This window comes from Streptomyces sp. P9-2 (genome assembly GCF_051903975.1).
GTDB classification, from domain to species: Bacteria; Actinomycetota; Actinomycetes; order Streptomycetales; family Streptomycetaceae; genus Streptomyces; species Streptomyces cellulosae.
In genome coordinates, this window is sequence record NZ_CP192633.1 from 4390449 (window position 1) to 4413723 (window position 23275).

At 74.1% G+C, this 23275-nt stretch carries 19 protein-coding genes; 9 read left to right on the forward strand and 10 right to left on the reverse strand.

All coding sequences use genetic code 11. The features are described 5' to 3' along the window. Positions 1 to 167 precede the first annotated feature (167 nt). Positions 168 to 797 carry a phosphatase PAP2 family protein gene (locus tag ACQY0Z_RS20235; protein WP_189905764.1) on the reverse strand — a complete coding sequence of 210 codons (630 nt, stop codon included), beginning with the start codon at positions 795 to 797 and terminating at the stop codon, positions 168 to 170. Between the two features lie 85 nt (positions 798 to 882). Beyond that, positions 883 to 3120: a heavy metal translocating P-type ATPase gene (locus ACQY0Z_RS20240; protein ID WP_439812611.1), complete on the reverse strand. Its 2238-nt coding sequence runs from the start codon at positions 3118 to 3120 to the stop codon at positions 883 to 885. A gap of 181 nt (positions 3121 to 3301) precedes the next feature. Between ACQY0Z_RS20240 and ACQY0Z_RS20245 the strand changes: the two genes are divergently transcribed. Together ACQY0Z_RS20245 and ACQY0Z_RS20250 are read left to right on the forward strand one after the other, a co-directional pair. Then, on the forward strand, positions 3302 to 4267 hold the full coding sequence (locus tag ACQY0Z_RS20245; protein WP_189905768.1) for a hypothetical protein: 966 nt from the start codon (positions 3302 to 3304) through the stop codon (positions 4265 to 4267). A 183-nt stretch (positions 4268 to 4450) separates the two neighbouring features. After that, entirely contained in the window at positions 4451 to 4672 is a 222-nt protein-coding gene (locus tag ACQY0Z_RS20250; protein WP_439812612.1) for a hypothetical protein, read from the forward strand. A 71-nt stretch (positions 4673 to 4743) separates the two neighbouring features. Here the strand turns inward: ACQY0Z_RS20250 and ACQY0Z_RS20255 are convergent, their stop codons facing one another. Next, entirely contained in the window at positions 4744 to 6582 is a 1839-nt protein-coding gene (locus tag ACQY0Z_RS20255) for a glycoside hydrolase family 15 protein (protein ID WP_439812613.1), read from the reverse strand. A gap of 90 nt (positions 6583 to 6672) precedes the next feature. Next, positions 6673 to 7806 (reverse strand): methyltransferase, encoded by a 1134-nt coding sequence (locus ACQY0Z_RS20260; protein ID WP_189905774.1) that lies wholly within the window; start codon positions 7804 to 7806, stop codon positions 6673 to 6675. A 170-nt stretch (positions 7807 to 7976) separates the two neighbouring features. Here ACQY0Z_RS20260 and ACQY0Z_RS20265 point away from each other — a divergent pair, with 170 nt between their 5' ends. The 5 genes from ACQY0Z_RS20265 to ACQY0Z_RS20285 all read left to right on the forward strand — a co-directional run bounded on the left by ACQY0Z_RS20265 (position 7977) and on the right by ACQY0Z_RS20285 (position 13461). Continuing rightward, positions 7977 to 9215, forward strand: coding sequence for an ROK family protein (locus tag ACQY0Z_RS20265; RefSeq protein ID WP_189905775.1), 1239 nt, complete (start codon positions 7977 to 7979; stop codon positions 9213 to 9215). Then, positions 9173 to 10144, forward strand: coding sequence for an NAD(P)-binding domain-containing protein (locus ACQY0Z_RS20270; protein ID WP_198427691.1), 972 nt, complete (start codon positions 9173 to 9175; stop codon positions 10142 to 10144). The genes ACQY0Z_RS20265 and ACQY0Z_RS20270 overlap by 43 nt, the downstream gene beginning before the upstream one ends. A gap of 39 nt (positions 10145 to 10183) precedes the next feature. Further along, positions 10184 to 10603, forward strand: coding sequence for a PPOX class F420-dependent oxidoreductase (locus ACQY0Z_RS20275; RefSeq protein WP_189905779.1), 420 nt, complete (start codon positions 10184 to 10186; stop codon positions 10601 to 10603). Positions 10604 to 10777: 174 nt separating this feature from the next. After that, positions 10778 to 11044 (forward strand): SHOCT domain-containing protein, encoded by a 267-nt coding sequence (locus ACQY0Z_RS20280; protein WP_189905781.1) that lies wholly within the window; start codon positions 10778 to 10780, stop codon positions 11042 to 11044. 233 nt (positions 11045 to 11277) lie between these two features. Continuing rightward, on the forward strand, positions 11278 to 13461 hold the full coding sequence (locus ACQY0Z_RS20285; RefSeq protein WP_439812614.1) for an N-acetylmuramoyl-L-alanine amidase: 2184 nt from the start codon (positions 11278 to 11280) through the stop codon (positions 13459 to 13461). A gap of 83 nt (positions 13462 to 13544) precedes the next feature. Here ACQY0Z_RS20285 and ACQY0Z_RS20290 read toward each other — a convergent pair whose 3' ends face one another. Continuing rightward, the gene (locus ACQY0Z_RS20290; RefSeq protein WP_439812615.1) at positions 13545 to 14087 is read right to left on the reverse strand and encodes an ATP-binding protein; all 543 of its coding nucleotides are present in this window, start codon (positions 14085 to 14087) and stop codon (positions 13545 to 13547) included. A gap of 183 nt (positions 14088 to 14270) precedes the next feature. Next, the gene (locus ACQY0Z_RS20295) at positions 14271 to 14594 is read right to left on the reverse strand and encodes a hypothetical protein (RefSeq protein ID WP_019526930.1); all 324 of its coding nucleotides are present in this window, start codon (positions 14592 to 14594) and stop codon (positions 14271 to 14273) included. Positions 14595 to 14920: 326 nt separating this feature from the next. Here ACQY0Z_RS20295 and ACQY0Z_RS20300 point away from each other — a divergent pair, with 326 nt between their 5' ends. Next, complete coding sequence (locus tag ACQY0Z_RS20300) at positions 14921 to 16072, forward strand: PLP-dependent cysteine synthase family protein (RefSeq protein WP_189905788.1); 1152 nt, start codon at positions 14921 to 14923, stop codon at positions 16070 to 16072. Here the strand turns inward: ACQY0Z_RS20300 and ACQY0Z_RS20305 are convergent. Beyond that, positions 16046 to 16516: an SRPBCC family protein gene (locus ACQY0Z_RS20305; RefSeq protein ID WP_189905790.1), complete on the reverse strand. Its 471-nt coding sequence runs from the start codon at positions 16514 to 16516 to the stop codon at positions 16046 to 16048. The two genes, ACQY0Z_RS20300 and ACQY0Z_RS20305, sit on opposite strands and share 27 nt — an antisense overlap. 65 nt (positions 16517 to 16581) lie before the next feature. Further along, the gene (locus ACQY0Z_RS20310) at positions 16582 to 17433 is read right to left on the reverse strand and encodes a DeoR family transcriptional regulator (protein ID WP_189905793.1); all 852 of its coding nucleotides are present in this window, start codon (positions 17431 to 17433) and stop codon (positions 16582 to 16584) included. Between the two features lie 290 nt (positions 17434 to 17723). On the opposite strand from ACQY0Z_RS20310, the gene ACQY0Z_RS20315 reads away from it, so the two are divergent. Then, on the forward strand, positions 17724 to 20060 hold the full coding sequence (locus ACQY0Z_RS20315) for a hypothetical protein (RefSeq protein ID WP_439812616.1): 2337 nt from the start codon (positions 17724 to 17726) through the stop codon (positions 20058 to 20060). A gap of 19 nt (positions 20061 to 20079) precedes the next feature. Here ACQY0Z_RS20315 and ACQY0Z_RS20320 read toward each other — a convergent pair whose 3' ends face one another. Both ACQY0Z_RS20320 and ACQY0Z_RS20325 read right to left on the reverse strand, forming a co-directional pair. Continuing rightward, the gene (locus ACQY0Z_RS20320; protein WP_439812617.1) at positions 20080 to 22524 is read right to left on the reverse strand and encodes a right-handed parallel beta-helix repeat-containing protein; all 2445 of its coding nucleotides are present in this window, start codon (positions 22522 to 22524) and stop codon (positions 20080 to 20082) included. A 124-nt stretch (positions 22525 to 22648) separates the two neighbouring features. Beyond that, positions 22649 to 23260, reverse strand: coding sequence for an Rv1733c family protein (locus ACQY0Z_RS20325; protein WP_189905797.1), 612 nt, complete (start codon positions 23258 to 23260; stop codon positions 22649 to 22651). Between the last annotated feature and the right edge of the window lie 15 nt (positions 23261 to 23275).

The following is a 23275-nucleotide window of genomic DNA, read 5'->3' on the forward strand; positions in this document are numbered from 1 at the left end:
GCGCGACGAGTACGAGATTCCTGTGCGAGGCCGGCGGTGCGTCGTCCTGTGCGGTGGGGGTTGCGGTGTGACGCCTGCGGCGCAGGGGGGTCACGCGGACGGCCACCCCCTCCACGCGATCTGGCGCCGGGAGTGGGACCAGGACCGCTCCTGACCTCCCGCCCCGCCTACCTCGGGCGCCGAGGCCCCCGTGGGTACGACGCCGGGAGGCGGGCCGAGGCGACCGCCAGGGCCGTCGCCGCCGACGCCACTCCCAGAACAGCCCCTGCCGCCACATCGCCCGGGTAGTGCACCCCCGTGTGGATGCGGGAGTACCCCACCGCTCCCGCGAGCGCGCCAAGCGGCACCGACGCGGCGGGCAGCACCGTGCCCACCGCCGTCGCGAAGGCGACCGCCGATGCCGTGTGGCCGGACGGGAACGACGCCGACATCGGCATCGGCACATGGCGGTCCAGCGTCACCCGGGCCGCCTCCCGGTCCGGGCGGTCGCGGCGGACCAGTCGCTTGCCGAGCAGGTTGGCCGAGGCGGACGCCAGCGCTATGGCGCCGACCCCGGCGAGCGCCGCCCTGCGCGGGCGGGAGCCGGCCAGGGCCAGGGCGCCGGCGATGGCGAACGAGATCTTGGAGTGGTCGGCCGCGTGGGAGAGCTTGCGCAGCGCGCGGTCGAGGGTCGGCGTGGGGGTCGCGGCGACCGCCGCGTACAGCGCGCCGTCCACCGCTCTGAGGTCCCGGAGCACCTCGGAGGCGATCCTGCGCAGTCCGTCGGCGGGCCGTACGGGTGCGGTGCGCTCACTCATCTGTCTCTCCCGCGGTGACGTCGTCCAGGTGCCCACGGTACGCATGATCCACGCGGCGGGCCCGCCCGCCCCGCCCGTACCCCGTTCAGGCCGCCCGGAACGTCCGCAGCCGCAGCGAGTTGCCCACCACGAAGACCGAGGAGAACGCCATGGCCGCACCCGCGATCATGGGGTTGAGCAGACCGGACGCCGCGAGGGGCAGGGCGGCGACGTTGTAGGCGAACGCCCAGAACAGGTTGGACCTGATCGTGCCCAGGGTGCGGCGGGCGAGCCGGACGGCGTCCGCCGCTGCCCGCAGGTCGCCGCGGACCAGCGTGAGGTCGCCCGCCTCGATCGCCGCGTCCGTGCCGGTGCCCATCGCCAGGCCCAGGTCGGCCTGGGCGAGGGCCGCCGCGTCGTTGACGCCGTCGCCGACCATGGCCACGGAACGGCCCTCGGACTGCAGGCGCTTGACGACGTCCACCTTGTCCTGCGGGAGCACTTCCGCGATCACGTCGTCGGGGGCGATGCCCACCTCGCGGGCCACCGAGTGCGCCACCGCCTCGTTGTCGCCCGTGAGGAGGACCGGGCGCAGCCCCAGCGCGCGCAGGCGGCGGATCGCCTCCGGGCTCGTCTCCTTCACCGTGTCGGCGATCTCCAGGACCGCGCGGACCTCGCCGTCCCAGGCGACCACGACCGCCGTGTGGCCGGTCGCCTCGGTTTCGTCGAGGGTGCGTGCGAGGGGCTTGGGCAGGGGGAGGGACCAGTCCGTCATCAGGCGGGGGCGGCCCGCCAGGACCGCGTGGCCCTCGACCATGCCCTGGACGCCCAGGCCGGGTACGGCCTTGAAGTCCTCCGGGGTGGGCAGGGTGCCCAGTTCGGCGAGCGCCGCGTCGGCCACCGCTCGGGCGATCGGGTGTTCCGAGGCGTGTTCCAGGGCGCCTGCCAGGCGCAGCACGTCCGTCTCGTCGGTGCCGGGGGAGTGGACGGCGACCAGGCTCATCCGGCCGGTGGTGACGGTGCCGGTCTTGTCCAGGACCACCGTGTCGACGCGGCGGGTGGACTCCAGGACCTCCGGTCCCTTGATGAGGATGCCGAGCTGGGCGCCCCGGCCCGTGCCGACCATCAGCGCGGTCGGGGTGGCGAGGCCGAGGGCGCAGGGGCAGGCGATGATCAGGACGGCGACGGCGGCGGTGAACGCGGCCGTGGCGCCCGCGCCGTTGCCGATCCAGAAGCCCAGGGTGGCCAGGGCGAGAGCGATGACCACGGGGACGAAGACGGCGGAGATACGGTCGGCGAGCCGCTGGGCGGACGCCTTGCCGTTCTGGGCGTCCTCCACCAACCGTGCCATTCGGGCCAGTTGAGTGTCCGCGCCGACCCTGGTGGCCCGTACGACGAGACGGCCGCCGGCGTTGACCGTGGCGCCCGTGACCGGGTCCCCGGCGGTGACCTCGCGCGGGACCGACTCGCCCGTCAGCATCGACGCGTCCACCGCGGAGGAACCCTCCACGACCGTGCCGTCGGTCGCGATCTTCTCGCCGGGGCGGACCAGGAAGTGGTCACCGACCGTCAGTTCCGCCGTGGGGCGGGTCTCCTCGCGGCCGTCCGGGAGGAGGACCGTGACGTCCTTGGCGCCCAGCTCCAGCAGCGCGCGCAGGGCGGCTCCGGCCCTGCGCTTGGCCCGTGCCTCGAAGTAGCGGCCGGCCAGGATGAACGTCGTGACGCCCGCCGCCGCCTCCAGGTACAGGTTCCCCGCGCCGTCCGAGCGGGCCACCGTGAACTCGAAGGGGTGCGTCATGCCCGGCGTGCCCGCGGTGCCGAGGAAGAGGGCCCACACGGACCACAGGAACGCGGCGGTCGCGCCGACGGAGACCAGCGTGTCCATCGTGGCCGTGCCGTGGCGGGCGTTGGTGAGGGCCGCGCGGTGGAACGGCCAGGCCGCGTAGGTGACGACGGGCGCCGCGAGGGTCAGGGACAGCCACTGCCAGTACTCGAACTGCAGGGCCGGGATCATCGCCATCGCGACGACGGGGGCCGACAGCACGATCGCCGTGATCAAACGGTCGCGCAGCGGGCGGAGTTCGTCCGGTTCGGCCCGCTGGTCCTCGGAGGGCGAGGGTTCTCTCGCCGTGTAGCCCGTGGCCTCGACCGTGGCGATCAGGTCGGGGACGGTCACGCCGGCGCCGTAGCTGATCCGGGCCTTCTCGGTGGCGTAGTTGACCGCGGCGGTGACGCCCTCCATCCGGTTGAGCTTCCTCTCGATCCGCGCGGCGCAGGACGCGCAGGTCATCCCTCCGACGGAGAGTTCCACCTCGGTCTCGGCGCCGGTCGCACGGACGGTCATCGCTGGCTCCTCACGGATACGGGGTGGGGGTATCCCCTCACGGGCTCTCTGTATACCCCGGTAGGGTATGCGATGCAAGGTGCTGCCTACTTGACTTGGTACCCCCCAGGGGTATCGTGAGCTGTATCGATCGGCCTGTGACGGGTTGCGGGCCGCCGCTTTTTCCAGGGGAGAGACGGCCATGAAGACCGGAGTGAAGATCACCGCGTTCGCCGCCGCGCTGGCCGGCGCGTTCGGCACCGCATACGGGGTCGGCCAGACCTTCGACCCGGTCGTCGCGGAACGTTCCCCGGCGCACGAGGAGCGGCACCCGTCGGCGGCGGCGGAGAGCGACCACGGCGGGACCGCCGCGCACGCGCCCGGCGGGCTGCAGATCTCCGAGGACGGGTACACCCTCGACCTGGACACCTCGACGGTGACCGCGGGCGAGCCCGCCGAACTGCGGTTCACCGTGCGCGACGCCAACGGGCGGGCGGTCGACGAGTACCGGCGGGAGCACGACAAGGAGCTGCACCTCATCGTGGCCTCCCGCGACCTGGTGACCTACCGCCACCTCCACCCCGAGCGCGCCCCCGACGGCACCTGGAGCACGCCCGTCGACCTGCCCCGCGCCGGCGGCTACCGGGTGTTCGCCGACTTCACCCCGGACCGGCCGGGCGCGGAGAGCCTCACCCTCGGCGCCGACCTGGCCGCCTCCGGCCCCTACAGCCCCCGCCAGCTGCCGCGTCCCTCCGCCACGGCCCGCGTCGACGGCTACGACGTGAAGCTGACCGGGACGCTGACGCCCGGCCGGGCGAGCGAGCTGCGTCTGACCGTCTCCCGCGACGGCAGGCCCGTCACCGACCTCCAGCCCTACCTCGGCGCCTACGGCCATCTGGTCGCCCTGCGCGCCGGAGACCTCGCCTATCTGCACGTCCACCCCGAGGGCGAGCCGGGCGACGGCACGACCAGGCCGGGACCGCACGTCTCCTTCAGCGCCACGGCCCCCAGCGGCGGCAGCTACCGCCTCTTCCTGGACTTCAAGCACGACGGAGTCGTCCGCACGGCCGCCTTCACCGTCGAGGCCGGGAAGGCCGCGCCGGAACAGCCCGCGTCACCCGGCCACACGGAGACGCCCGGCCACTCCTTGGACGGTCACGGCCACTGAGGCCGCACCCCGCGTCCGGACAGGAACCCGGACCGCCGCCCGACCAGGCCGGACACCGAGCCGCTGTCCGGGACATGCAGAAGCTGTGGCCTCGGGCCGACGAACCGAGCAGGGTTCCTCCCGGCGACCGGGCAGCCGTCGGGCAGCCGGCGCCGTACCGGTTTCCCGGATGAGGAGGCACCTGTGCGCGCTCGTCGGGTTCTCGCAAGCATCTCCCCAGGAGGGGCCCTCGCCCCGGGGGCGTCAGCCGTCCCGGCCCAGGCCGCGGACCCGTACGTCGTCCACGGCACGTACTCCACCAGGGCCACGTGCGTGGACGTGGGCAGCACCGGCGAGTTCCACGGCCCGTGGCTCGCCTGGAACTGCACCAGGGTGGTCAACGGCTACCAGCTCTGGGTCAAGTAACAGCTGTACAGCTGACCGCCGCCACGGGGGACGACGGCCCGCGCCACGGCGCCGGCGCGGGTCCGCGACGGTCAGCCGAGCGCCCGGTCCAGGTTGTAGGCCGCGCTGATCAGCGCGAGGTGGGTGAACGCCTGGGGGAAGTTGCCCTGTTGGTGGCCCGTGTGGCCGATCTCCTCGGCGTAGAGGCCGAGATGGTTGCCGTAGGTGAGCATCTTCTCGAAGGCAAGGCGGGCCTCGTCCAGACGGCCCGCGCGGGTGAGGGCCTCGACGTACCAGAACGAGCAGATGGAGAACGTGCCCTCCTCGCCGTGCAGGCCGTCGGGGCTGACGTCCGGGTCGTAGCGGTAGACCAGCGAGTCGGAGACCAGCTCACGGGTCAGACAGTCCAGCGTGGACAGCCACTTGGGGTCCTTCGGCGCGATGAACTTCGACATCGGCATCATCAGCAGCGCCGCGTCCAGCACCTCGCCGCCCTCGTGCTGGACGAACGCCCGCAGCTCGTCCGACCAGCACTCGGTCATGATCCGCCGGTAGATCGCGTCCCGGCACTCCATCCAGTGCGGCAGGTCCGCGGGCAGACCTCGGCGGCGGGCCATGCGGACGCCCCGCTCGATCGCCACCCAGCACATCAGCCGCGAGTACAGGAAGTTCTTCCGCCCGCCCCGCGTCTCCCAGATGCCCTCGTCCGGCTGGTCCCAGTTCCCGCACACCCAGTCGACCAGCGCCGTCACATGGTCCCACTGCGCGCTGGAGATCGGCTCGGCCCACTTGTCGTACAGGTAGATCGAGTCGATCAGCGCGCCGTACACGTCCAGTTGGAGCTGGTCGGCCGCCGCGTTGCCGACCCGGACCGGGCGCGAGCCGCGGTGGCCCTCCATATGCTCCAGGGTGTACTCGGCCAGGTCGGTGCGGCCGTCGATGCCGTACATGATCTGCAGCGGGCCCGACGGTTTGCCGTCGCCGGGGCTGATGTGCCGGGAGACGAACGCCATGAACGCCTCCGCCTCCTCGGTGAAACCGAGACGCAGCATGGCGTACACGCAGAACGCCGCGTCGCGCACCCACATGTACCGGTAGTCCCAGTTGCGTTCGCCGCCGAACTCCTCCGGCAGGCTCGTCGTCGGCGCGGCGACGATCGCCCCCGTGGGCGCGTACGTGAGCAGCTTCAGCGTGAGCGCCGAGCGGTGCACCATCTCCCGCCAGCGGCCCCGGTAGCGGGACGCGGACAGCCAGTCCCGCCAGTAGCGCACCGTCGAGGCGAACTCCTGCTCCGCCTCCTCGTGGGCGCACCCGCGCGGCGCCAGCTCACCGCCGACCTGGTCGAGCGCGAACACCGCCGTCTCGCCCTCGGCCAGCTTGAACTCCGACCGCACGTCGGGTCCGTCCTGCTCCAGCGGGACGGTGGCGGTGAGCGCCAGGTCCAGCGCCTCGGACTCGAACACGGCCACGTCGCCCAGGAGCCGCAGCGTGTGCGGCAGCGCCGCGTAGCCGAACCGCGGCGCGATCAGCGCGCGGAACGGCAGCGACCCGCGCACGCACAGCACCCGCCGGATCAGCCGGTGCCGGCCCTCCTCCACACACGCCCCGGACACGGGCATGAAGTCCTGTACCTCGCCGACGCCGTCCTCGGTGAAGAACCGCGTGATCAGCACGTTGGTGTCGGGGAAGTAGAACTGCTTGGTGCGGGCCGGCACGGCCGCCGCCAGCTCGAAGCGGCCGCCCCGGTCGGTGTCCAGCAGCGCCGCGAACACGCTCGGCGCGTCGAAGCGCGGCGCGCAGTACCAGTCGATGGTGCCGTCCGTCGCCACCAGTGCCACGCTGCGCAGGTCGCCGATCAGCCCGTGGTCGGCGATGGGCATGTACCGCCGGGCGCCGGATCCGCCGCCCGGCCGGTTCGTCGTCCCGTCCATCGCAGCCTCCTCGGCCGGCGCGTGTCCTCCTGCCAGCTTAGGCAGGGGGAGCGGGGGCGGCCTTCCGGCGGGCGACGGACCTGCGGGGACCTACCGGCGTACGGCCCTGAGGATCACGAACTTCGGGTCCGACGCCACCACCTCGCTGTTGCCGAACAGACGGCGCAGCTTCACGTGGTAGCCCAGGTGCCGGTTGCCGACCACCCACAGCTCGCCGCCCGGGCGCAGGGTGCGGCGGGCGCCCGTGAACATCCGCCACGCCGTCGCGTCGGTGGTCGCCTGGTGGGAGTGGAACGGCGGGTTGTTGAGGACCAGGTCCACGCTGCCGGACGGGACGCCCGCCAGACCGTCGCCGACCCGGAACTCGGCGTGCCCGCTCACGTCGTTCGCCCGGTAGGTGTCCTGCGCCGACGCCACCGCCTGGAAGGACTCGTCCACGAACAGCACCTCGGCCTTCGGGTCGGCCAGCGCCACCGCCGTCCCCACCACGCCGTTGCCGCAGCCCAGGTCCACCACCCGGCCGCCGTCCCGCCCGGCGGGCAGATGGCGCAGGAAGAACCGCGTACCGATGTCGAGCCGGTCCGCGCAGAACACCCCGGCGTGGTTGACGACCGTACGGCCCGACACCGGACCGACGTCCCCGGGCAGCGTGTAGCGGTACGGCCACGGGTTCGGCGGCCGCACCAGGGACGGGTCCGGCGTGCAGAAGATCAGCCGGGCCTTCTTCTCCGCCAGGGAGGTGCGCGTCGGGCCGAGGATCCGCTCGAACAGCCTCAGCGTCGAGGTGTGGATCTCCTTCACCATGCCCGTGCCGACCACGACCGTGTCCGCGTGCACCGACGGCGCCAGCCGCAGCAGCTGGTCCTCCAGCAGCGCCAGGCTCTTCGGCACCCGCACCAGCAGCACGTCGATCCGCTCCGGCGGGGCGTCCCGCGTGGTCAGCAGCCGGACCGCGCCCGGCTCGACGCCGTTGCGCGCGAGGTTGGCGCGGGTGGCCTCCTGGCCGAGCCAGGAGTCGGTGATCTGCGTCGGCCGGTGCGCGGCGAGCGCCGTGACCAGCGCGCCCCACCGGTCGCCGACCACCACGACCGTCCCGGACGACGGCACGGGCCGCTCGGCGAGATGCCTGAGGAGATACTCGTCGGAGGCGTCCCAGGCGCGCAGCCTGTCCCGCGGGTCCTCGGGGAAGCGGGACAGCACCGGCTCGCCCCAGGGGGTCGTCATACGGTCGTTCATCGTGCAGCCAGGCTAGCCGAGCCCCGGACCGGTCCGGCGCGGCGGACGGGCGCGGACGCCGGGGCACGCACCCCCTACGCCCCGCGCGCCCCGCCGGGGTTCCGCATGTGGGCGGGCTGTCGTCCACGGGCGTTGCGGATCATGGGAGACTCGCCCCCATGAGCGGGAAGGCGGACCCCCGGCCAGCGGGGGAAGGGACCACCTCGAGGACGCGGCTCGACCGGGGACGCGGGGCGCTCGGACCCGCGCTGGAGCTGGTGCACACCGGACGCGCCCCGACCCGTGCCGTGCTCACCGCGGAGCTCGGCGTCACCCGCGCCACGGCCGGCGCGGTGGCCGCCGAACTGGAGGCGCTCGGACTGATCCGGGTGGACGCCCGGCCCGGCGCGGCCGCGGGATCCCAGGGACGCCCCTCGCACCGGCTGTCCGTCGCCGAGGACGGCCCCGTGGCGCTCGCCGCGCAGATCCACGCCGACGGCTTCCGCGCCGCCCTGGTCGGGCTCGGCGGCCGGATCGTCGCCACCGCGCCCGGCTGCGAGGTCGTCGACCCCGACCCGGCGAAGGTGCTCGGCTCCGTCGTCGCGGCCGGCGCGGAACTGCTGCGGGAGACCGGACGGCGCTGCGTGGGAGCCGGACTCGCCGTGCCGTCGGCGGTCGCCGAACCGGAAGGGCTGGCGCTCAACCCGCTGCACCTGGCCTGGCCCGCCGGGGCCCCGGTGCGGGAGATCTTCGCCGAGCAGGTGCGCGCCGCCGGCCTGGGCGGACCCGCCTTCGCCGCCAACGACGTCAACCTCGCCGCGCTCGCCGAACACCGGCACGGCGCCGGACGCGGCTCCCGCGACCTGCTGTGCGTGGCCACGGGACACCGGGGCGTCGGCGGCGCGCTGGTCCTCGACGGCCGTCTGCACACCGGCAGTTCGGGCCTCGCCCTGGAGGTCGGGCACCTCGGCGTCAACCCCGAAGGACGCCCCTGCCACTGCGGCAGCCGGGGCTGTCTCGACGTCGAGGCGGACCCGCTGGCCCTGCTCACCGCGGCCGGCCGCGACCCGGGCCCGGAGATGTCGCTGCTGAGGCAGGCCGACGACCTGATCCGCGGACAGTACGACGACCCGCGGGTGCGCACCGCGACCGAACAGCTCATCGACCGGCTCGGCCTCGGACTGGCCGGTCTGGTCAACATCCTCAACCCCGACCGGATCATCCTCGGCGGCCTGCACCGCACCCTCCTGGAGGCCGACCCCGACCGGCTCCGGGCCGTCGTCGCGGACCGCAGCCTGTGGGGCCGCAGTGGCGGGGTGCCGATCCTCGCCTGCACGCTGGACCACAACAGTCTGGTCGGCGCGGCGGAGCTGGCCTGGCAGCCGGTGCTGGACGATCCTCTGGGGGCACTGGCGTAAGGACCACGACCGCTCGACAGAAGGCCGACCGTATGACCGACACGCTCACCGTCGCCGTCCTGGGCACCGGCATCATGGGCGCCGCGATGGCCCGCAACCTCCTGAAGGCGGGCCACACCGTCCGCGTGTGGAACCGCACCCGCGCCAAGGCCGACCCGCTCGCCGCCGACGGCGCCCACGTAGCCTCCACCCCCGCCGAGGCGGTCGGGTCCGCCGACGTGGTCCTCACCATGCTGTACGACGGCCCCGCCACCCTGGAGACCATGCGGGCCGCCGCCCCGGCCCTCCCGCGGGGAGCCGTCTGGGCACAGTGCACCACCAGCGGCATCGAGGACGTCGCCGGTCTGGCCGCCTTCGCCCGCGACCACGGGCTGCGCTTCTACGACTCGCCCGTCCTCGGCACCCGCAAGCCCGCCGAGGACGGACAGCTCACCGTGCTCGCCGCCGGTCCCGTCGAGGGCCGGGACAGGGTGACCCCGGTGTTCGACGCGGTGGGCGCCCGCACCGTGTGGACCGGCGAGGACGGCGCGGAGGCCGCCGCCACCCGGCTGAAGCTCGTCGCCAACAGCTGGGTCCTCGCGGCCACCGCCGCGGCGGGCGAGACCCTGGCGCTGGCCCGCGCCCTGGACGTCGCCCCGGACGACTTCTTCGGTCTCATCGCCGGCGGCCCCCTCGACATGGGCTACCTGCACGCCAAGGCCCAGCTGATCCTCGGGGAGCGGCTCTCCCCGCCCCAGTTCGCGGTGAAGACCGCCGCGAAGGACGCCGCGCTCATCGTGCGGGCCGGCGAACGACACGGCACCCGCCTCGACGTCGCCGCCGCGAGCGCCCGCCGTCTGGAGCGGGCCGCCGCCCAGGGCCACGCCGACGAGGACATGGCCGCCGCGTACTACGCGAGCTTCGACGACGGCCCCGCGCCCACCACCTGACCACGTCCCTCCATTCCCCCCTGACAGCGAGGAGTTCACGTGTCCAAGCCCCCACTGCCGCCGGAGGCCCAGGCGCTGCTGCGCAAGCCCAACCCGTGCGTCATGGCCACCCTCCGCTCCGACGGCACGCCCGTCTCCACCCCCACCTGGTACCTCTGGGAGGACGGCCGGGTCCTGATCAACATGGACGAGGGCCGGGTCCGCCTGCGCCACCTCCGCCGCGACCCTCGCGTCACCCTCACCGTCCTCGACTCGGACAACTGGTACACCCACGTCACCCTGATCGGCCGCGTCGCCGAGATGCGGGACGACGAGGACCTCGCCGACATCGACCGCCTCTCCCGCCACTACGGCGGCGACGCGTACCCCAACCGCGAGCGCGGCCGGGTCAGCGCCTGGGTCGAGGTCGAACGGTGGCACGGCTGGGGCGCGCTGAAGGACAGCGACCAGAGCGGCTGAGCCGGGCGCCCGGCCGGTCCGGAGGTCGCGGGAGCAGCCGCGTACCGCCCGCGTACTCCCCGGGGGGTACGCGGGCTGCCGCCGCCCGCACGACGACCGGGCCCCCCTCCCGGAGCGAGTCTCGAAGTGTCGCCGAGGGGCGACGAGACACCGCACCCGAGGAGTTGAACGACCATGCAGACCCTGGCGCACTTCGGTGACGGCGGGCCCGGCCCGTGGATCCTGTTGTTCCCCTTGTTCTGGGCCCTGGTCGTGGGGCTGGGCATCGCCCTGCTGCGCCGCCCGGGGTGGCGCGGCCGCCGCGGCCCGCACGGACCCGCCGCCCGCGACGACTCGCCGCTCGCCGTCCTCGGCCGCCGCTTCGCCTCCGGCGAGATCGACGAGGACGAGTACTGGCGCCGGCTGTCCGTCCTGGAGGAGCAGTTCGGGCGACGCGACTGAACGCGACGGAAACGGACGCCCCCGTCCGCCGGAGTGATCGACATCACCACCCCACCCTGTGACGGAAGAGGCGCGGACGGCGCTGCAGAGGTGAGGCGTCGTACGGGACGGACGAGTCCCGAGCGACGGCCGTGACTTCAGTGGGCCCGTCCGGGCCGTTTCTCAGGGTGGGGATTTCTTTGAGCCGTCGCACTCGGCGTCGCGCCGTGTCGCACGCGTACAGACCGTTGAGCATGAAGCGCCGGGCGTGGCTGACGCTCGGCGCCGTGCTGATCGGGGGAGGGGGCGTCGTCACGTACGCCACGGCCAGCCCGTCGGATTCCGGAGCCCCCGGGCAGGAGCGGCGGCCGGTCGAGGTCTACGGCCTGGAGCTGAAGGGCACCGCGGCCGGCGAGCGCAAGCTCCCCCGCACGGAGACCGAGCAGTTCTCCCTGGTCGGCGTCTCCTGGAACGGGGCGCTGAAGCCCCTGGAGGGCACCGCGCAGGTGCGCACCCGCGGCCTGGAGTCGGGCGAGTGGGGTGCCTGGCAGTCACTGGAGCTGAACGCGGCCCCGCCGGAGGAGGTCGAGGCCGGCATGCGCGGCGCGTCCCAGCCGCTGTGGGTCGGACCCTCCGACGGTGTGGAGGCCCGCATCGTCCACGAGGACGGCACCACCGCCGCGCTGCCCAAGGGCCTCGAGGTGAACCTGGTCGACCCGGGCGTGGTGACCGAGGCCGAGACCCGTGTGGACGCGCCCGAACCGGCCGCGTTCGTCATGGACGAGTCGCCGTCGCCGTCCTCGTCGTCGGAGACCACCGCGCCGCCGTCGCCGTCGTCGGAGCCGACCGCGCCGCCGTCCTCGTCGTCGGAGCCGACCGCGCCTCCGTCCCCGTCGTCGGAGCCCACCGCGCCGCCGTCCACGATGCCGCAGCCGCCCGTCACCTCGCGGGCCGACTGGGGTGCGGACGAGTCGAAGAGCCCCGACCCCTCGGAGTACAACGCCGAGGTGAAGGCGGTGTTCGTGCACCACACCGACGGCGCCAACGACTACGACTGCGCGGAGTCGCCGGCGATCGTGCGCGGCATCTACGCGTACCACACCGAGGTCAACGGCTGGAACGACGTCGGCTACAACTTCCTCGTCGACAAGTGCGGCACGGTTTTCGAGGGCCGCAAGGGCGGCATCGACCGGCCCGTCCTCGGTGCGCACACCTACGGCTTCAACCGTGAGTCCGCCGGCATCGCCGTCCTCGGCACGCACATCACCGGCGGCGCCTCCGACGCCGCCCTGGCGGCCGTGGCACGCGTGACGGCCTGGAAGCTCGGCCAGTACGGGGCCGACCCGGCCGGCACGGTGAAGCTCACCGCCGGCGCGACCCAGACCAACTACTTCGGCACCGCCTTCACCGCGGGCGAGCAGTACACCTTCCACCGGGTGTCCGGACACCGCGACGGCTTCAACACCCAGTGCCCGGGCAACGCCCTCTACGCCCAGCTGCCGACCGTCCGCACCTGGGCCGCGGGCCCCGTCGACGGGCTGCGCATCGTGTCCCTCACCGACGCGACCGCCAAGGGCTCGACGTACTACACCAAGGGCACGCCGGTGGTGCGCTGGTCGGCCACCACACCGGCCGCGCTGATCAAGAGGTACGACGTGCTCGTCGACGGCCAGTCCGTCGCCGGCACCTCGGGCGCGGGCTACGCCAAGCGGATCACCCTCACCGCCGGCAGCCACACCGTGAGCGTGCGCGCCACGCACCAGTCCGGCGCCGTCTCGACGACGGACGCGCTGACCGTCGTGGCGGAGACGACCGCGCCGGTGTTCACCGCCGCGCCGACGCTCGACCTGCGTACCGGCACCGTCAACACCGGGTCCGCGCCGGTCACCCTGCGCTGGAAGGCGACCGACGACCAGGCCCTGCGCCAGGTGCAGTTGCTGACCCCGTCGACCGCCACCTTCAGCGCGGCCGCCTACCTGTCCAACCGCACCGCGAAGCCCGGCACCGCGTCCACCTGGTCGATGCGGGCGTACGACTACGCCGGCAACTACCGCAACGCTGCGGCCACCTACACCCCGGTGATCCTCCAGGAGAGCGCGGCGGTCCGCACGGGCACCTGGAGCTCGCGCAGTTCCACCAGCTACCTGGGCGGCAGGTCGTACTCCAGCGCGTCCAAGGGCGCCAGCCTGAGCTGGACGTTCACCGGCCGCTCGGCGGCCTGGGTGGTCTCCCGGGCGTCGAGTTCGGGCCAGGCGTACGTGTACGTCGACGGCGTCAAGGCCGCCACGGTGGACCTGAGGTCGTCGGCCACGAGCTACCGGCAGGCGATCTGGACGAAGACCTGGTCGGCCAACGCCAAGCACACCGTGAAGATCGTGGTCGTCGGCACCAGCGGCCGGCCCACCGTCACCACGGACGGCCTCGTCTACATCCGGTAGCCGTCCGGGGCGTGGTGTCCGGCGGACGGCCCGTCCGCCGGACACCACGCCCGTCGGCGGCGCCCCGTAGTGTCACCGCCCGGTCAGCCGGGAACGGCGGACCGGGCGGGAGCGGGTTCGGGCCGGTGGACCTCGGCCACGTGGTCGACGAGTGCGACCTCCGTGAACCGTGGCCGGTCCGGTCCGGCGGGCGTGAGGTGCGGCCGCCGTTCCCAGGCCGCCGGTTCGGCGGCCGCGGGCGTCGGCAGGGTGAACCACACGACCTTGCCCGCGTCGTCCGGCAGCACGCCCCAGCTCTCGCTCATGGCGGCCACCATCGCCAGCCCGCGGCCGCACGTGGCGAGCGGTCCGGCGTCCGCGACGACCGGCAGCCGCGGATCGTGGTCGTGCACCGACACCTTCAGCCGGTCGAGGAGAAGTTCGATCTCCACGGTGCACGTCTTGTCGGGCTGGGCATGCCGGTGGACGTTGGACAACAGCTCCGTCACACCGAGCAAGGCCCGGTCTATCAGGGAATCCATGTGCCAGTAGCGCAACTGCGCAGATACGATTCTGCGGACCTGGCCGATCCGCGACGGCAGGGCTTGGAGCTCCACCGCGCAGTGCCTGCTTGGGTGACTGATCACGGCTGCGACTCCCCGACGTGAGGTCCGGAAGAACACGGAGTACGGATCCAGCAGGGCGCCTGCGTGACGCTGCCGCCTGCTGTCGTGGCCGGCGGGCTGGTTCGCAGCGTTATCGCCGGTAAACCCAGAGTGACGTGAGAACAGCGTGACCCAGCGGAGGATGCGGCGCAACTCGCGGACATCTCAGGCGCCGCGCCCCGCCGCCCGGCGGACGGCCTCGATGAAACGGCGGGCGGCGGGCGGGCCCGGCTCCCCGGGCGCCGGGTCGTGGTCGCCGAGGGTCAGCAGGTACCGGTTGCCGTTGAGGTCGGCCAGCGCCCGGCCGTCGGGCGCGAACCAGGGCCGCGTGGCCCGCACGGCCTGCACCGGCGCGCTGTCTATCTCGGTGCCGTAGCTGGTGAGCAACTCCAGCCGCCCGTCGCTGATCCGGACCTGCCCGGCCCGGGTGAGCGACCGCAGCCGCCGGCCGATCCGCACGCCCGTGGCCTTGAACTCCGGCTCCGCCATTGCCACCCGCCCCCTCTGTGCGCGTCGGTGTGCGCCGGACCGCGCTGCGCGGGCCGGCCACTGTCCAGAACCAAGTGTGCCCCTGCTCCCGCCGGTGCAGTCTGCCCCCACGCGCTGCCGAGCACCAGAGCCCCCGCCCCCGCCGGCCGGAGCGCGGGGGGCACTCGAGCCAGTGCGCCCCCACCCGCGCGCCCCCTGGGACCCAGGGCTGCCTTTCAGGCCACCAAAGATGTGTTTATGCAGGTGAGAGGTGGTGCGCACGGTGCTTATGATCGAAGTGTCGGCCGCGCTGGACGCCGTCGGCGCTCAGTGTAAGGAGCCCAGTCGTGAGCACTCCCCAACAGACCCCGACCGGCGCCACTCTCGATGTCGACCGCACCGACCCCGCCTACCGCGCCTGGCTGAAAGAGGCCGTGCGCCGGGTCCAGGCCGACGCCAACCGCTCGGCCGACACCCATCTGCTGCTCTTCCCGCTGCCCGAGCGGTGGGGCATCGACCTCTATCTGAAGGACGAGTCCACCCACCCCACCGGCAGCCTCAAGCACCGGCTGGCCCGCTCCCTCTTCCTGTACGGCCTGTGCAACGGCTGGATCCGCCCGGGACGCCCGGTGATCGAGGCGTCCAGCGGCTCGACCGCCGTGTCCGAGGCGTACTTCGCGAAGCTGATCGGCGTGCCCTTCATCGCCGTCATGCCGCGTACGACGAGCGCAGAGAAGTGCCGCCTCATCGAGTTCCACGGCGGACGGTGCCATTTCGTGGACGACCCCCGCACGATGTACGAGGCGTCCGCCGCCCTCGCGGCGGAGACCGGCGGCCACTACATGGACCAGTTCACCTACGCGGAGCGGGCCACGGACTGGCGCGGCAACAACAACATCGCCGAGTCGATCTTCCGTCAGCTGCGGATGGAGCGGTTCCCGCAGCCCGAGTGGATCGTCGCCACGGCCGGCACCGGCGGCACCTCCGCGACCCTCGCCCGCTACGTCCACTACATGCAGTACGACACCCGCATCTGCGTCGCCGACCCGGAGAACTCCTGCTTCTTCCAGGGCTGGACGACCGGCGACCCGGGCGTCTCCTGCGACAGCGCCTCCCGCATCGAGGGCATCGGGCGCCCACGGATGGAGCCGAGCTTCGTGCCCGGCGCCGTCGACCGGATGATGAAGGTGCCCGACGCGGCCGCCGTCGCCGCCGTACGAGCCCTGGAGCGGGTCATCGGCCGCAAGGCGGGCGGCTCCACCGGCACCGGGCTGTGGAGCGCCCTGAAGATCGTGGCGGAGATGGTCGCGGAGGGCAGGCGGGGCAGCGTGGTCACGCTGCTGTGCGACCCGGGCGACCGCTACCTGGACAAGTACTACTCGGACGCCTGGCTGGCCGAGCAGGGCCTGGACGTGACGCCGTACGCGGAGGCCGTCGACTCGCTGCTGAGCACGGGCGTGTGGCCCGAGGCGTCACCCCGTGAGCCGGCGGTCCAGTGAGGTCATGGCGTCGCGGAAGCCCGCCGCGAGACCCGGGCGGGCCGCCTTCGTCGCCAGGCGGAACGGCGTGACGCCGTCCACGGCCATCGTCCAGCGCACCCGGGTGCCCGTAGCGGCCGGCTGCAGCCGCCACTCCTCGACCATCGCGCGGGCGCCCGGCACATTGGTGACGTCGACGCGGTAGGCGTACACCTCGGGCTCCTCGGCGGCGAGGATCGTCTCCCGGAACCGGGCGCCGCCCGCGAGCCGGATCTCCCGGCCCGCGCCGCCGTCCAGCGGACGGGCCAGGGTGACCACGCGGAACCAGGCCGTCCAGCCGGTGACGTCCCGCGCGAGCGCGTCGAACACCGCCGGGGGAGCGGCCGAGATCTCCCGCTCGAAGACCAGGCGCACGGGTGCCACCGAGGCGAACTCCTGCCCCACGGGGCGCAGACGGTGGGCCATGGGCTCAACTCCCTGGAAGGTCACGCTGCTTGCGGTACACGGACGGCGAGGGGAGCGGCGCCCGGTCAGGCGTCGGCGGTCTCCGCAGGCTCGTCCTCGGACTGCTCGGGCTCGCCGGCCACCACCAGCCGCCGCAGATGCTCGGACACCTCCGCGCGGGCCTCGGCGGACAGCCCGGAGTCCGTCACCAGCGTGTCCACCTGCTCCAGCGACGCGAACGAACTCAGGCCCACGGTGCCCCACTTGGTGTGGTCGGCGACCACGATCACCCGCCGGGCCGACTGCACGAGGCGGCGGTTGGTCTCCGCCTCCGCCAGGTTCGGCGTCGACAGTCCCGCCTCCACCGATATCCCGTGCACCCCGAGGAACAGCAGATCGAAGTGGAGCGCCGCGATCGCCTGGTCGGCGACCGGACCCACCAGCGAGTCGGACGGGGTGCGCACCCCGCCGGTCAGGACGACCGTGGCGGCCCCCTGCCGGCTGCCCGAGGAGCGCTGCGCCGCGTGGAAGACGTCCGCCACCCGCACGGAGTTGGTGACCACCGTGAGGTCGGGGACGTCGGTCAGCCGGTGCGCCAGCGCGAACGTCGTCGTGCCGCCGGACAGCGCGATCGCCGCGCCCGGCGGGACCAGCTCGGCCGCCGTTCGCGCGATGTCCTCCTTGGCGGTCAGCTCCAGGCCCGACTTGGCCTCGAACCCCGGCTCGTGCGTGCTCGCCTCGACCACCGGGACCGCGCCGCCGTGCACCTTCTCCAGAACGCCCTGCCGGGCCAGCGCGTCGAGGTCGCGGCGGACGGTCATGTCCGACACGCCGAGCCTGCGGGTCAGCTCGTTGACCCGGACCCCGCCCCGCCGGCGGACCTCGTCGAGGATCAGGGTGCGCCGCTGCTCGGCGAGCAGGTTCTGATTCTCGCTCACGTACGCTCCGGTCCTTTCGCCGCACAGCCGTCCGACACACTCCCGCGCGTCCACGGCCTCGGGCTCCATGCTCCCGGGCACCGGTGCGCGGACGTCCCATCCTCCCATGCCGGGCCCCGGGCGGCGCCACCGGTCGATCGTCGCGTACATGGCGCTTCCCGGTGCCCGGGCGGTGCGTGCGCGTCACACGGATCGGGGAGATTGAGTGACGAGGGGCGCACTCGGTCCGGTAGCGGAGGATGCTGTCCCGCACGGACGGATCCGACGGGGCGTCAGGGGGAGGCCGCACGGTGGAGAACGCGCAGCAGCACCGACCGGCAGAGGACGGCGGAGCGCCGGCCGGCGAGGGGCCCGCGGGGCCCGGGACGGCGCTGGAACTCCTGGTCCACGGGGTGGGCGGCACCACGCCTGAGCAGATGCTCGACGACCCGCGCACGGTCCGGGTCACCGGCGACGACACCGCCGCCGTGTTCCGCCGTGCCGACGACGCCGACGCCGAGCGTGACCCCGGCGCCCGTCGTGACGGGCCCGTCCCCGAGGCGTACGTCTGGTGCAACCTCACCTCCGGCAACGGCACCCGCGCCCTGTGGCTGCTGCTCCTGCCCTTCATGGTGGTCAACCTCGCCCACTGGATGCGCCCCAGCGCCCGCGGCCGCCGCCGCACCGTCCGGCTCTACGGGATGCTGGTGAGGCTGACCGGCCTCAGCCTCACGGTGCTGCTCGTCGCCGCCGCCTGCGAGGTCGCCCTCGACCTCACCGCCTGGCAGTGCGCGGGCACGCCCGCCTGCGCCGGCCGGCACTCCTGGCTGGGCTTCCTGACGCCCGGCGAGGGCTGGTGGGGTGCGCCCGGCCGCCGGCTCGCCCTCGCCGCCCTGGTGCCCGCGGCCCTCACCGGACTGCTGTGGTTCCTGTCCCTGCGCACCTGGAGCGCCTACGAGTCGCAGCAGCCGCTCGGCGGCTCCGAGCCCGAGGAGGACACCGGCCCGACCGCGCTGAGCCGCCCCGGCTTCTGGTACGGCCGCCGCCTGGGCGCCCGGCTGCGCGCCGCGCACACCGCCGCCGCGCTGCTGACGGTCGCCGCCGCTGTGGGCTCCGCCGCCACCCGGTACGACCAGGAGCCGGGCGGCCCCGCCGTTCTCGCCGCCCTGGGCGTGCTCCTCGAGGCCGCCCTGGCCGGCGGGGCGGGCGCGGTGGTGTGGGTGGTGTGCCGCCGCGGCCGCAGCGAACGCCGCCTCGACGGCGACGCCGACCGCCCGCTGGTGCGCGGGCTGCCCCTCGCCGCCCTCGCCCTGCTCGTCCTCAGCGCCCTCTACGCCGGCTGGGAGCGGCCCGGCTGGGAGTCGGCGGGCCGGCTGCCCGGCAACCTCACCTTCGGCTCCCTCACCTTCGCGCAGGGCCTGCTGGTGATCGTCCTCGCCTGCGTCGCCCACACGCTGCACCGCACCGACCCCGACCGGCGCGCCGCGCTGCGCGGACTGGCCGGACCCGCGGTCGCCATGCTCGCCTGCGCGCTCGGCGGCGTGATGTCAGGCGGGGTCTCGCAGCGGGTGTCCGACTGGCTGGACGGCACCCGCGCCTCGATCCCCGGCCCGCCGGTGCTGCTCACCTGGCAGGCGTCCGTCATCCCGCCGCTGCTCCTGCTGCTCCTCGTCATGTGCTGCTGGCTCGCCCGCCGCGCCGTGCACCTCGCCCGGGCCGAACGCGCCGCCGTCGAGGAGGAGTACGCCGGAGAGGCGGGCGACCCCGGCCGCACCCGCCGGATCGCCTCCGTACGTGCCATGGCCGCCCTCACCGACCGGGGGCCGCGCATCCTCGCCGTCACCTCCGCCGCCACCCTGCTGCTCGGCGCCGGAGCCCTCGTCGGCGCGACGGCCACCGGGGAGACGCCGGGCGAGGCGGCGCGCGGCGCCCACCCCGTCGTGCACGGCGCCGCGCAGACCGCGCAGGCACTCGGCTCCTGGCTGATCGGCCTCGGCTTCGTCCTTCTCGTCACCTGGGGCCGGCGCGCCTACAAGGACGCCTCCGCCCGCCGCACCATAGGGATCCTCTGGGACGTCGGCACCTTCTGGCCGCGCGCCGCGCATCCCTTCGCGCCGCCCTGCTACGCCGAGCGCGCGGTGCCCGACCTGACCTGGCGCATCGCCACCTGGACCCGCGCCACCAAGGGCCGGCTGGTGCTCTCCGGGCACTCCCAGGGCAGCGTGCTCGCCGCCGCCGCGGCCTGGCAGCTCCAGCCGTCCGCCCGCAGACGCGTCGCCCTGCTCACCTACGGCTCCCCGCTGGAGCGGCTGTACGGCCGCTGGTTCCCCGCGCACTTCGGGCCGGACGCGCTGGACGCCCTGCACCGGGACGTCGTCTGCTGGCGCAACCTGTACCGGCGCACCGACCCCATCGGCGGCCCCGTGCGGCTGCCCGGCGACGGCGGACCCGACGTGGACCGCCCGCCGCTGAAGGACCCCCTCGCCTACGGCCGCACCACGGAACACCCGCTGCCCGCTCCGATCCTCGGCCACTCCGACTACCGGGCCGACCCGGCGTTCGCGGAGGAACGGAGGCACCTGCTGGCCCGGCTGCGGCCCGAGGTGCCGGCTCCCCGGAACACCGGGAAGCCCGGCCCGGCAGCCTGACGGCCCCGGGGGCCCGCGCTCAGGGGAGCGCGGGCAGGTCCTCCGCGTACAGGAGCGTCAGGTCGTCGGTGGTGGGCTCGTCGAGCTGGGCGACCCGGCTCGCGTGCCGCTCCACCATCGCCTCGAACGTCTGCCGCGCCGTGCGCCCGTTGCCGAACGCGGGGCCCTTGGGGATGTCGGTGAAGTACTTCAGCAGCGCCTCCGCGGCGCCCGGCGCCAGCCGGTACTCGTGCTCCTCGGCCTGCTGCTCCACGATCCGCAGCAGCTCCTCGGGGCCGTAGTCGCCGAAGGTGATGGTCCGGGAGAAGCGTGACGTCACACCGGGGTTGACCGACAGGAAGCGCTCCATCTCGGCCGTGTAGCCGGCCACGATGACCACCACCGCGTCCCGCTGGTCCTCCATCAGCTTCACCAGCGTGTCGATGGCCTCCTTGCCGAAGTCCCGGCCCGCGTCCTCCGGCGACAGCGCGTACGCCTCGTCGATGAACAGCACACCGCCGCGCGCCTTCTCGAACGCCTCCTGGGTGCGGATCGCCGTCGAGCCGATGTGCTCGCCCACCAGGTCCACCCGGGACACCTCGACCAGATGGCCCTGCTCCAGCACCCCGAGCGACGCGAGAATCTCGCCGTACAGGCGCGCCACGGTGGTCTTGCCGGTGCCGGGGGAGCCGGTGAACACCAGGTGCCGCTTCACGGACGCGGCCTTCAGCCCGGCCTGCTGCCGGCGCCGGCCCACCTCGATCATGTCGGTGAGGGCCCGCACCTCGCGCTTGACGCTCTCCAGGCCCACCAGGGCGTCGAGTTCACCCAGGACGTCCTTGGAGGTACGCGTCTCGCGCCGCTGCTCCGGCACGGCGGCGGGGGCGGGCGGCGCCGGGGGCCCGGCCGGGGCGGGGACCGTGCCCAGCAGACCCGTGGTGTGCCCCGTCGTCTGCACCGCCGGTTCGGGCGCGGGCGGTTCGGCGCGCAGGCTGCCGGACTCGTCGCTCGTGCAGTCCTCGACGACCGGGCCGCCCGAGCCGGACGTGCCGTCGGCGCCCTCGGCGAACTCGTAACCCCCGCGCGCGCAGCGCTCGGTGCGGCACTTGCGCAGCGTCGTACGGCTGCCGTCGATGACGTGGAAGCCGTAGCCGCCGCTGCCGGTGACCCGGCAGTTGTCGAAGGTGCCGCGGCCGCCCGCGGACACGTACACGCCCGCCTCGGCGGGGGAGCCGACCGTGCAGCGCTCGACGGTCGGGTCGGCGCCCTTGGTGACGATGACGCCGGTCTGGGTGCCGTCCAGGGTGCAGTTGCTGAGGGTGCCTCCGCTGCCGTGGTCACGGAACCAGGCGCCCGTGGCCGCCTCCCGGATGCGGCAGTCGTCGAGCTGGGCGGTCGCGCCGTCGCTCACCGACACGGCCGTGTTCCGCACCTGGGTCAGGTCGCTGTCGACGACGTCCGCGCGCGAGCCGCGGTCGAGCACGAACAGCGCGTCCGGCACGTCGTGCACCCGGCAGGAGTCCAGGACGGCCGTGGCGCCGTCGCTCACCCACACCGCCGGGTAGTCGCCGGTGCTGTCGGAGATCTCGCACTGGTTGGCGTCCACGCGCGTGCCCGGGTCCCACACCGACAGGCCGTTGCGGCCGAACTGCCGCACCGTGGTGCGGGTCAGGGTGAGCACCGAGCGGGAACGCAGGTCGACCGCGTTCTCCGGGATGTCGTGGATGCGGCAGTCGGCCAGAGTCAGCACGGCGTCCGTGTCGAGCGTGACGCCGTCCCCGGTGGTGCGGTGCACGTCGCAGTCGGTGAGGTGGGCGGTGGCGCGGCCGGTCACCTGCACGCCGCTGCCGCGCACCTCGTACACCTCGCAGCCGACGGCCTCCAGGGCCGAGTTCTCCCCGGTCGCGGTCAGGCCGGAACCGGAGGCGTGGTGCACCTTGCAGCGTTCGAAGCGGGGGTGGGCCCCGCCGCGCACGGCGACGCCCGCCTGTCCGGCGGCGACCACCTCGCACTCCTCGAACACGCCGCCCCCGCCGTCGACCACGGCGATGCCGGCGCCCGCCGGGTTGTCGACCGTGCACCGGCGCACCGTGGGCCGGGCGGCGCCGCGCACCTCGATGCCGGCCGCGGACCGGCTGACCACGCGGATGTCCCGCAGCTCGGGGGTGCCCTCCTCCACCAGCAGGGCCGGGGCGGTGGCGTCCTGTCCCTCCACGTGCAGGTCCTGCACCACCGCGGAGGCGCGCACGGTGAGCGGCACCCCGTCGGGCGGGGCGATGCGCACCGAGCCGGGCGACCCCTCGGGCCCGCGCAGGGTCACCGCCCGCCGCACGACGAGGTTCTCCCGGTAGGTGCCGGGAGCGACGGTGAGCACGTCGCCCTCGCCCGCGGCCTCCAGGGCGGCGGCGAGCGATGGGTACTCACCCGTGCGGCGGCGCCACCTCGATGTGCCGGTGTGCGTCACCTGGACCGTGCCCTGTGCCATGGTGTTGCCGTGCCCCCACCTCGTCGTACCTGCGGCTGGTTCCCGCCCGAGTCGTTGCCGATCGGGTCGGCCGGACCACCGTAGCGTGCGCGGGGGCGGCGAGTTGACCAGAGGCGGAACGCCGTCAGCTGTCGGCGCCCGTCCTGCCCCAGTCCGGGCCGACCCGGCCCCATTCCCGGTCCCAGCAGGCGTACCGGCTGCGGAGCATACGCCGCCGTATCAGGCGCCGGCCGCCCTCGAACAGTCCGGCGGCCAGCAGCGCGGCCCCCGCGCCCGCGAGCACCGCGTGCGCCGTGGCGGCGCCCGGCTCCAGCGGGCGCGCGACCCGGTCCCCCTGCCCGTCGGTCCATATGCGGAAGGTGTCGCCCGGCCGGGGGTCCGGCAGGCGCGCCTGCACGGCCTCCCGCCGGTCTGAGCCGTCCGGTGCGGTCCAGCGGGCCAGGACGCGGCTGCCCGGGTCTCCGCCGAGCAGTTCGGGGTCCGTGGCCGCCGGGGCCGGGTCCAGCTCGCGCACCACCGTGGCGGTGACCATGTGCCGGGACTGCTGCTGGGCGCGGACCGACCGCTGCAGCGACGTGTGCGCGGCGCTTCCGGCCAGGACGCCGATCAACGGCGCGGCGAGCGCGACCAGCAGGAGCACGACGAGCGCCAGCCAGGCCTCCGCGAGGTCGGTGGCGCGGCGCAGCGGGTTGCGCCGCCAGCGCCAGAGTCCGCTGACCGCCCGCACGGCACGCACCCCCTCCCCGGTTCT

Excerpts from the sequence above, each read along its gene's own strand:
- ACQY0Z_RS20235 (WP_189905764.1), bottom strand. The coding sequence starts at position 797 with ATGAGTGAGCGCACCGCACCCGTACGGCCCGCCGACGGACTGCGCAGG.
- ACQY0Z_RS20240 (WP_439812611.1), bottom strand. The coding sequence starts at position 3,120 with ATGACCGTCCGTGCGACCGGCGCCGAGACCGAGGTGGAACTCTCCGTC.
- ACQY0Z_RS20245 (WP_189905768.1), top strand. The coding sequence starts at position 3,302 with ATGAAGACCGGAGTGAAGATCACCGCGTTCGCCGCCGCGCTGGCCGGC.
- ACQY0Z_RS20255 (WP_439812613.1), bottom strand. The coding sequence starts at position 6,582 with ATGGACGGGACGACGAACCGGCCGGGCGGCGGATCCGGCGCCCGGCGG.
- ACQY0Z_RS20260 (WP_189905774.1), bottom strand. The coding sequence starts at position 7,806 with ATGACGACCCCCTGGGGCGAGCCGGTGCTGTCCCGCTTCCCCGAGGAC.
- ACQY0Z_RS20265 (WP_189905775.1), top strand. The coding sequence starts at position 7,977 with ATGAGCGGGAAGGCGGACCCCCGGCCAGCGGGGGAAGGGACCACCTCG.
- ACQY0Z_RS20280 (WP_189905781.1), top strand. The coding sequence starts at position 10,778 with ATGCAGACCCTGGCGCACTTCGGTGACGGCGGGCCCGGCCCGTGGATC.
- ACQY0Z_RS20285 (WP_439812614.1), top strand. The coding sequence starts at position 11,278 with ATGAAGCGCCGGGCGTGGCTGACGCTCGGCGCCGTGCTGATCGGGGGA.
- ACQY0Z_RS20295 (WP_019526930.1), bottom strand. The coding sequence starts at position 14,594 with ATGGCGGAGCCGGAGTTCAAGGCCACGGGCGTGCGGATCGGCCGGCGG.
- ACQY0Z_RS20305 (WP_189905790.1), bottom strand. The coding sequence starts at position 16,516 with ATGGCCCACCGTCTGCGCCCCGTGGGGCAGGAGTTCGCCTCGGTGGCA.
- ACQY0Z_RS20320 (WP_439812617.1), bottom strand. The coding sequence starts at position 22,524 with ATGGCACAGGGCACGGTCCAGGTGACGCACACCGGCACATCGAGGTGG.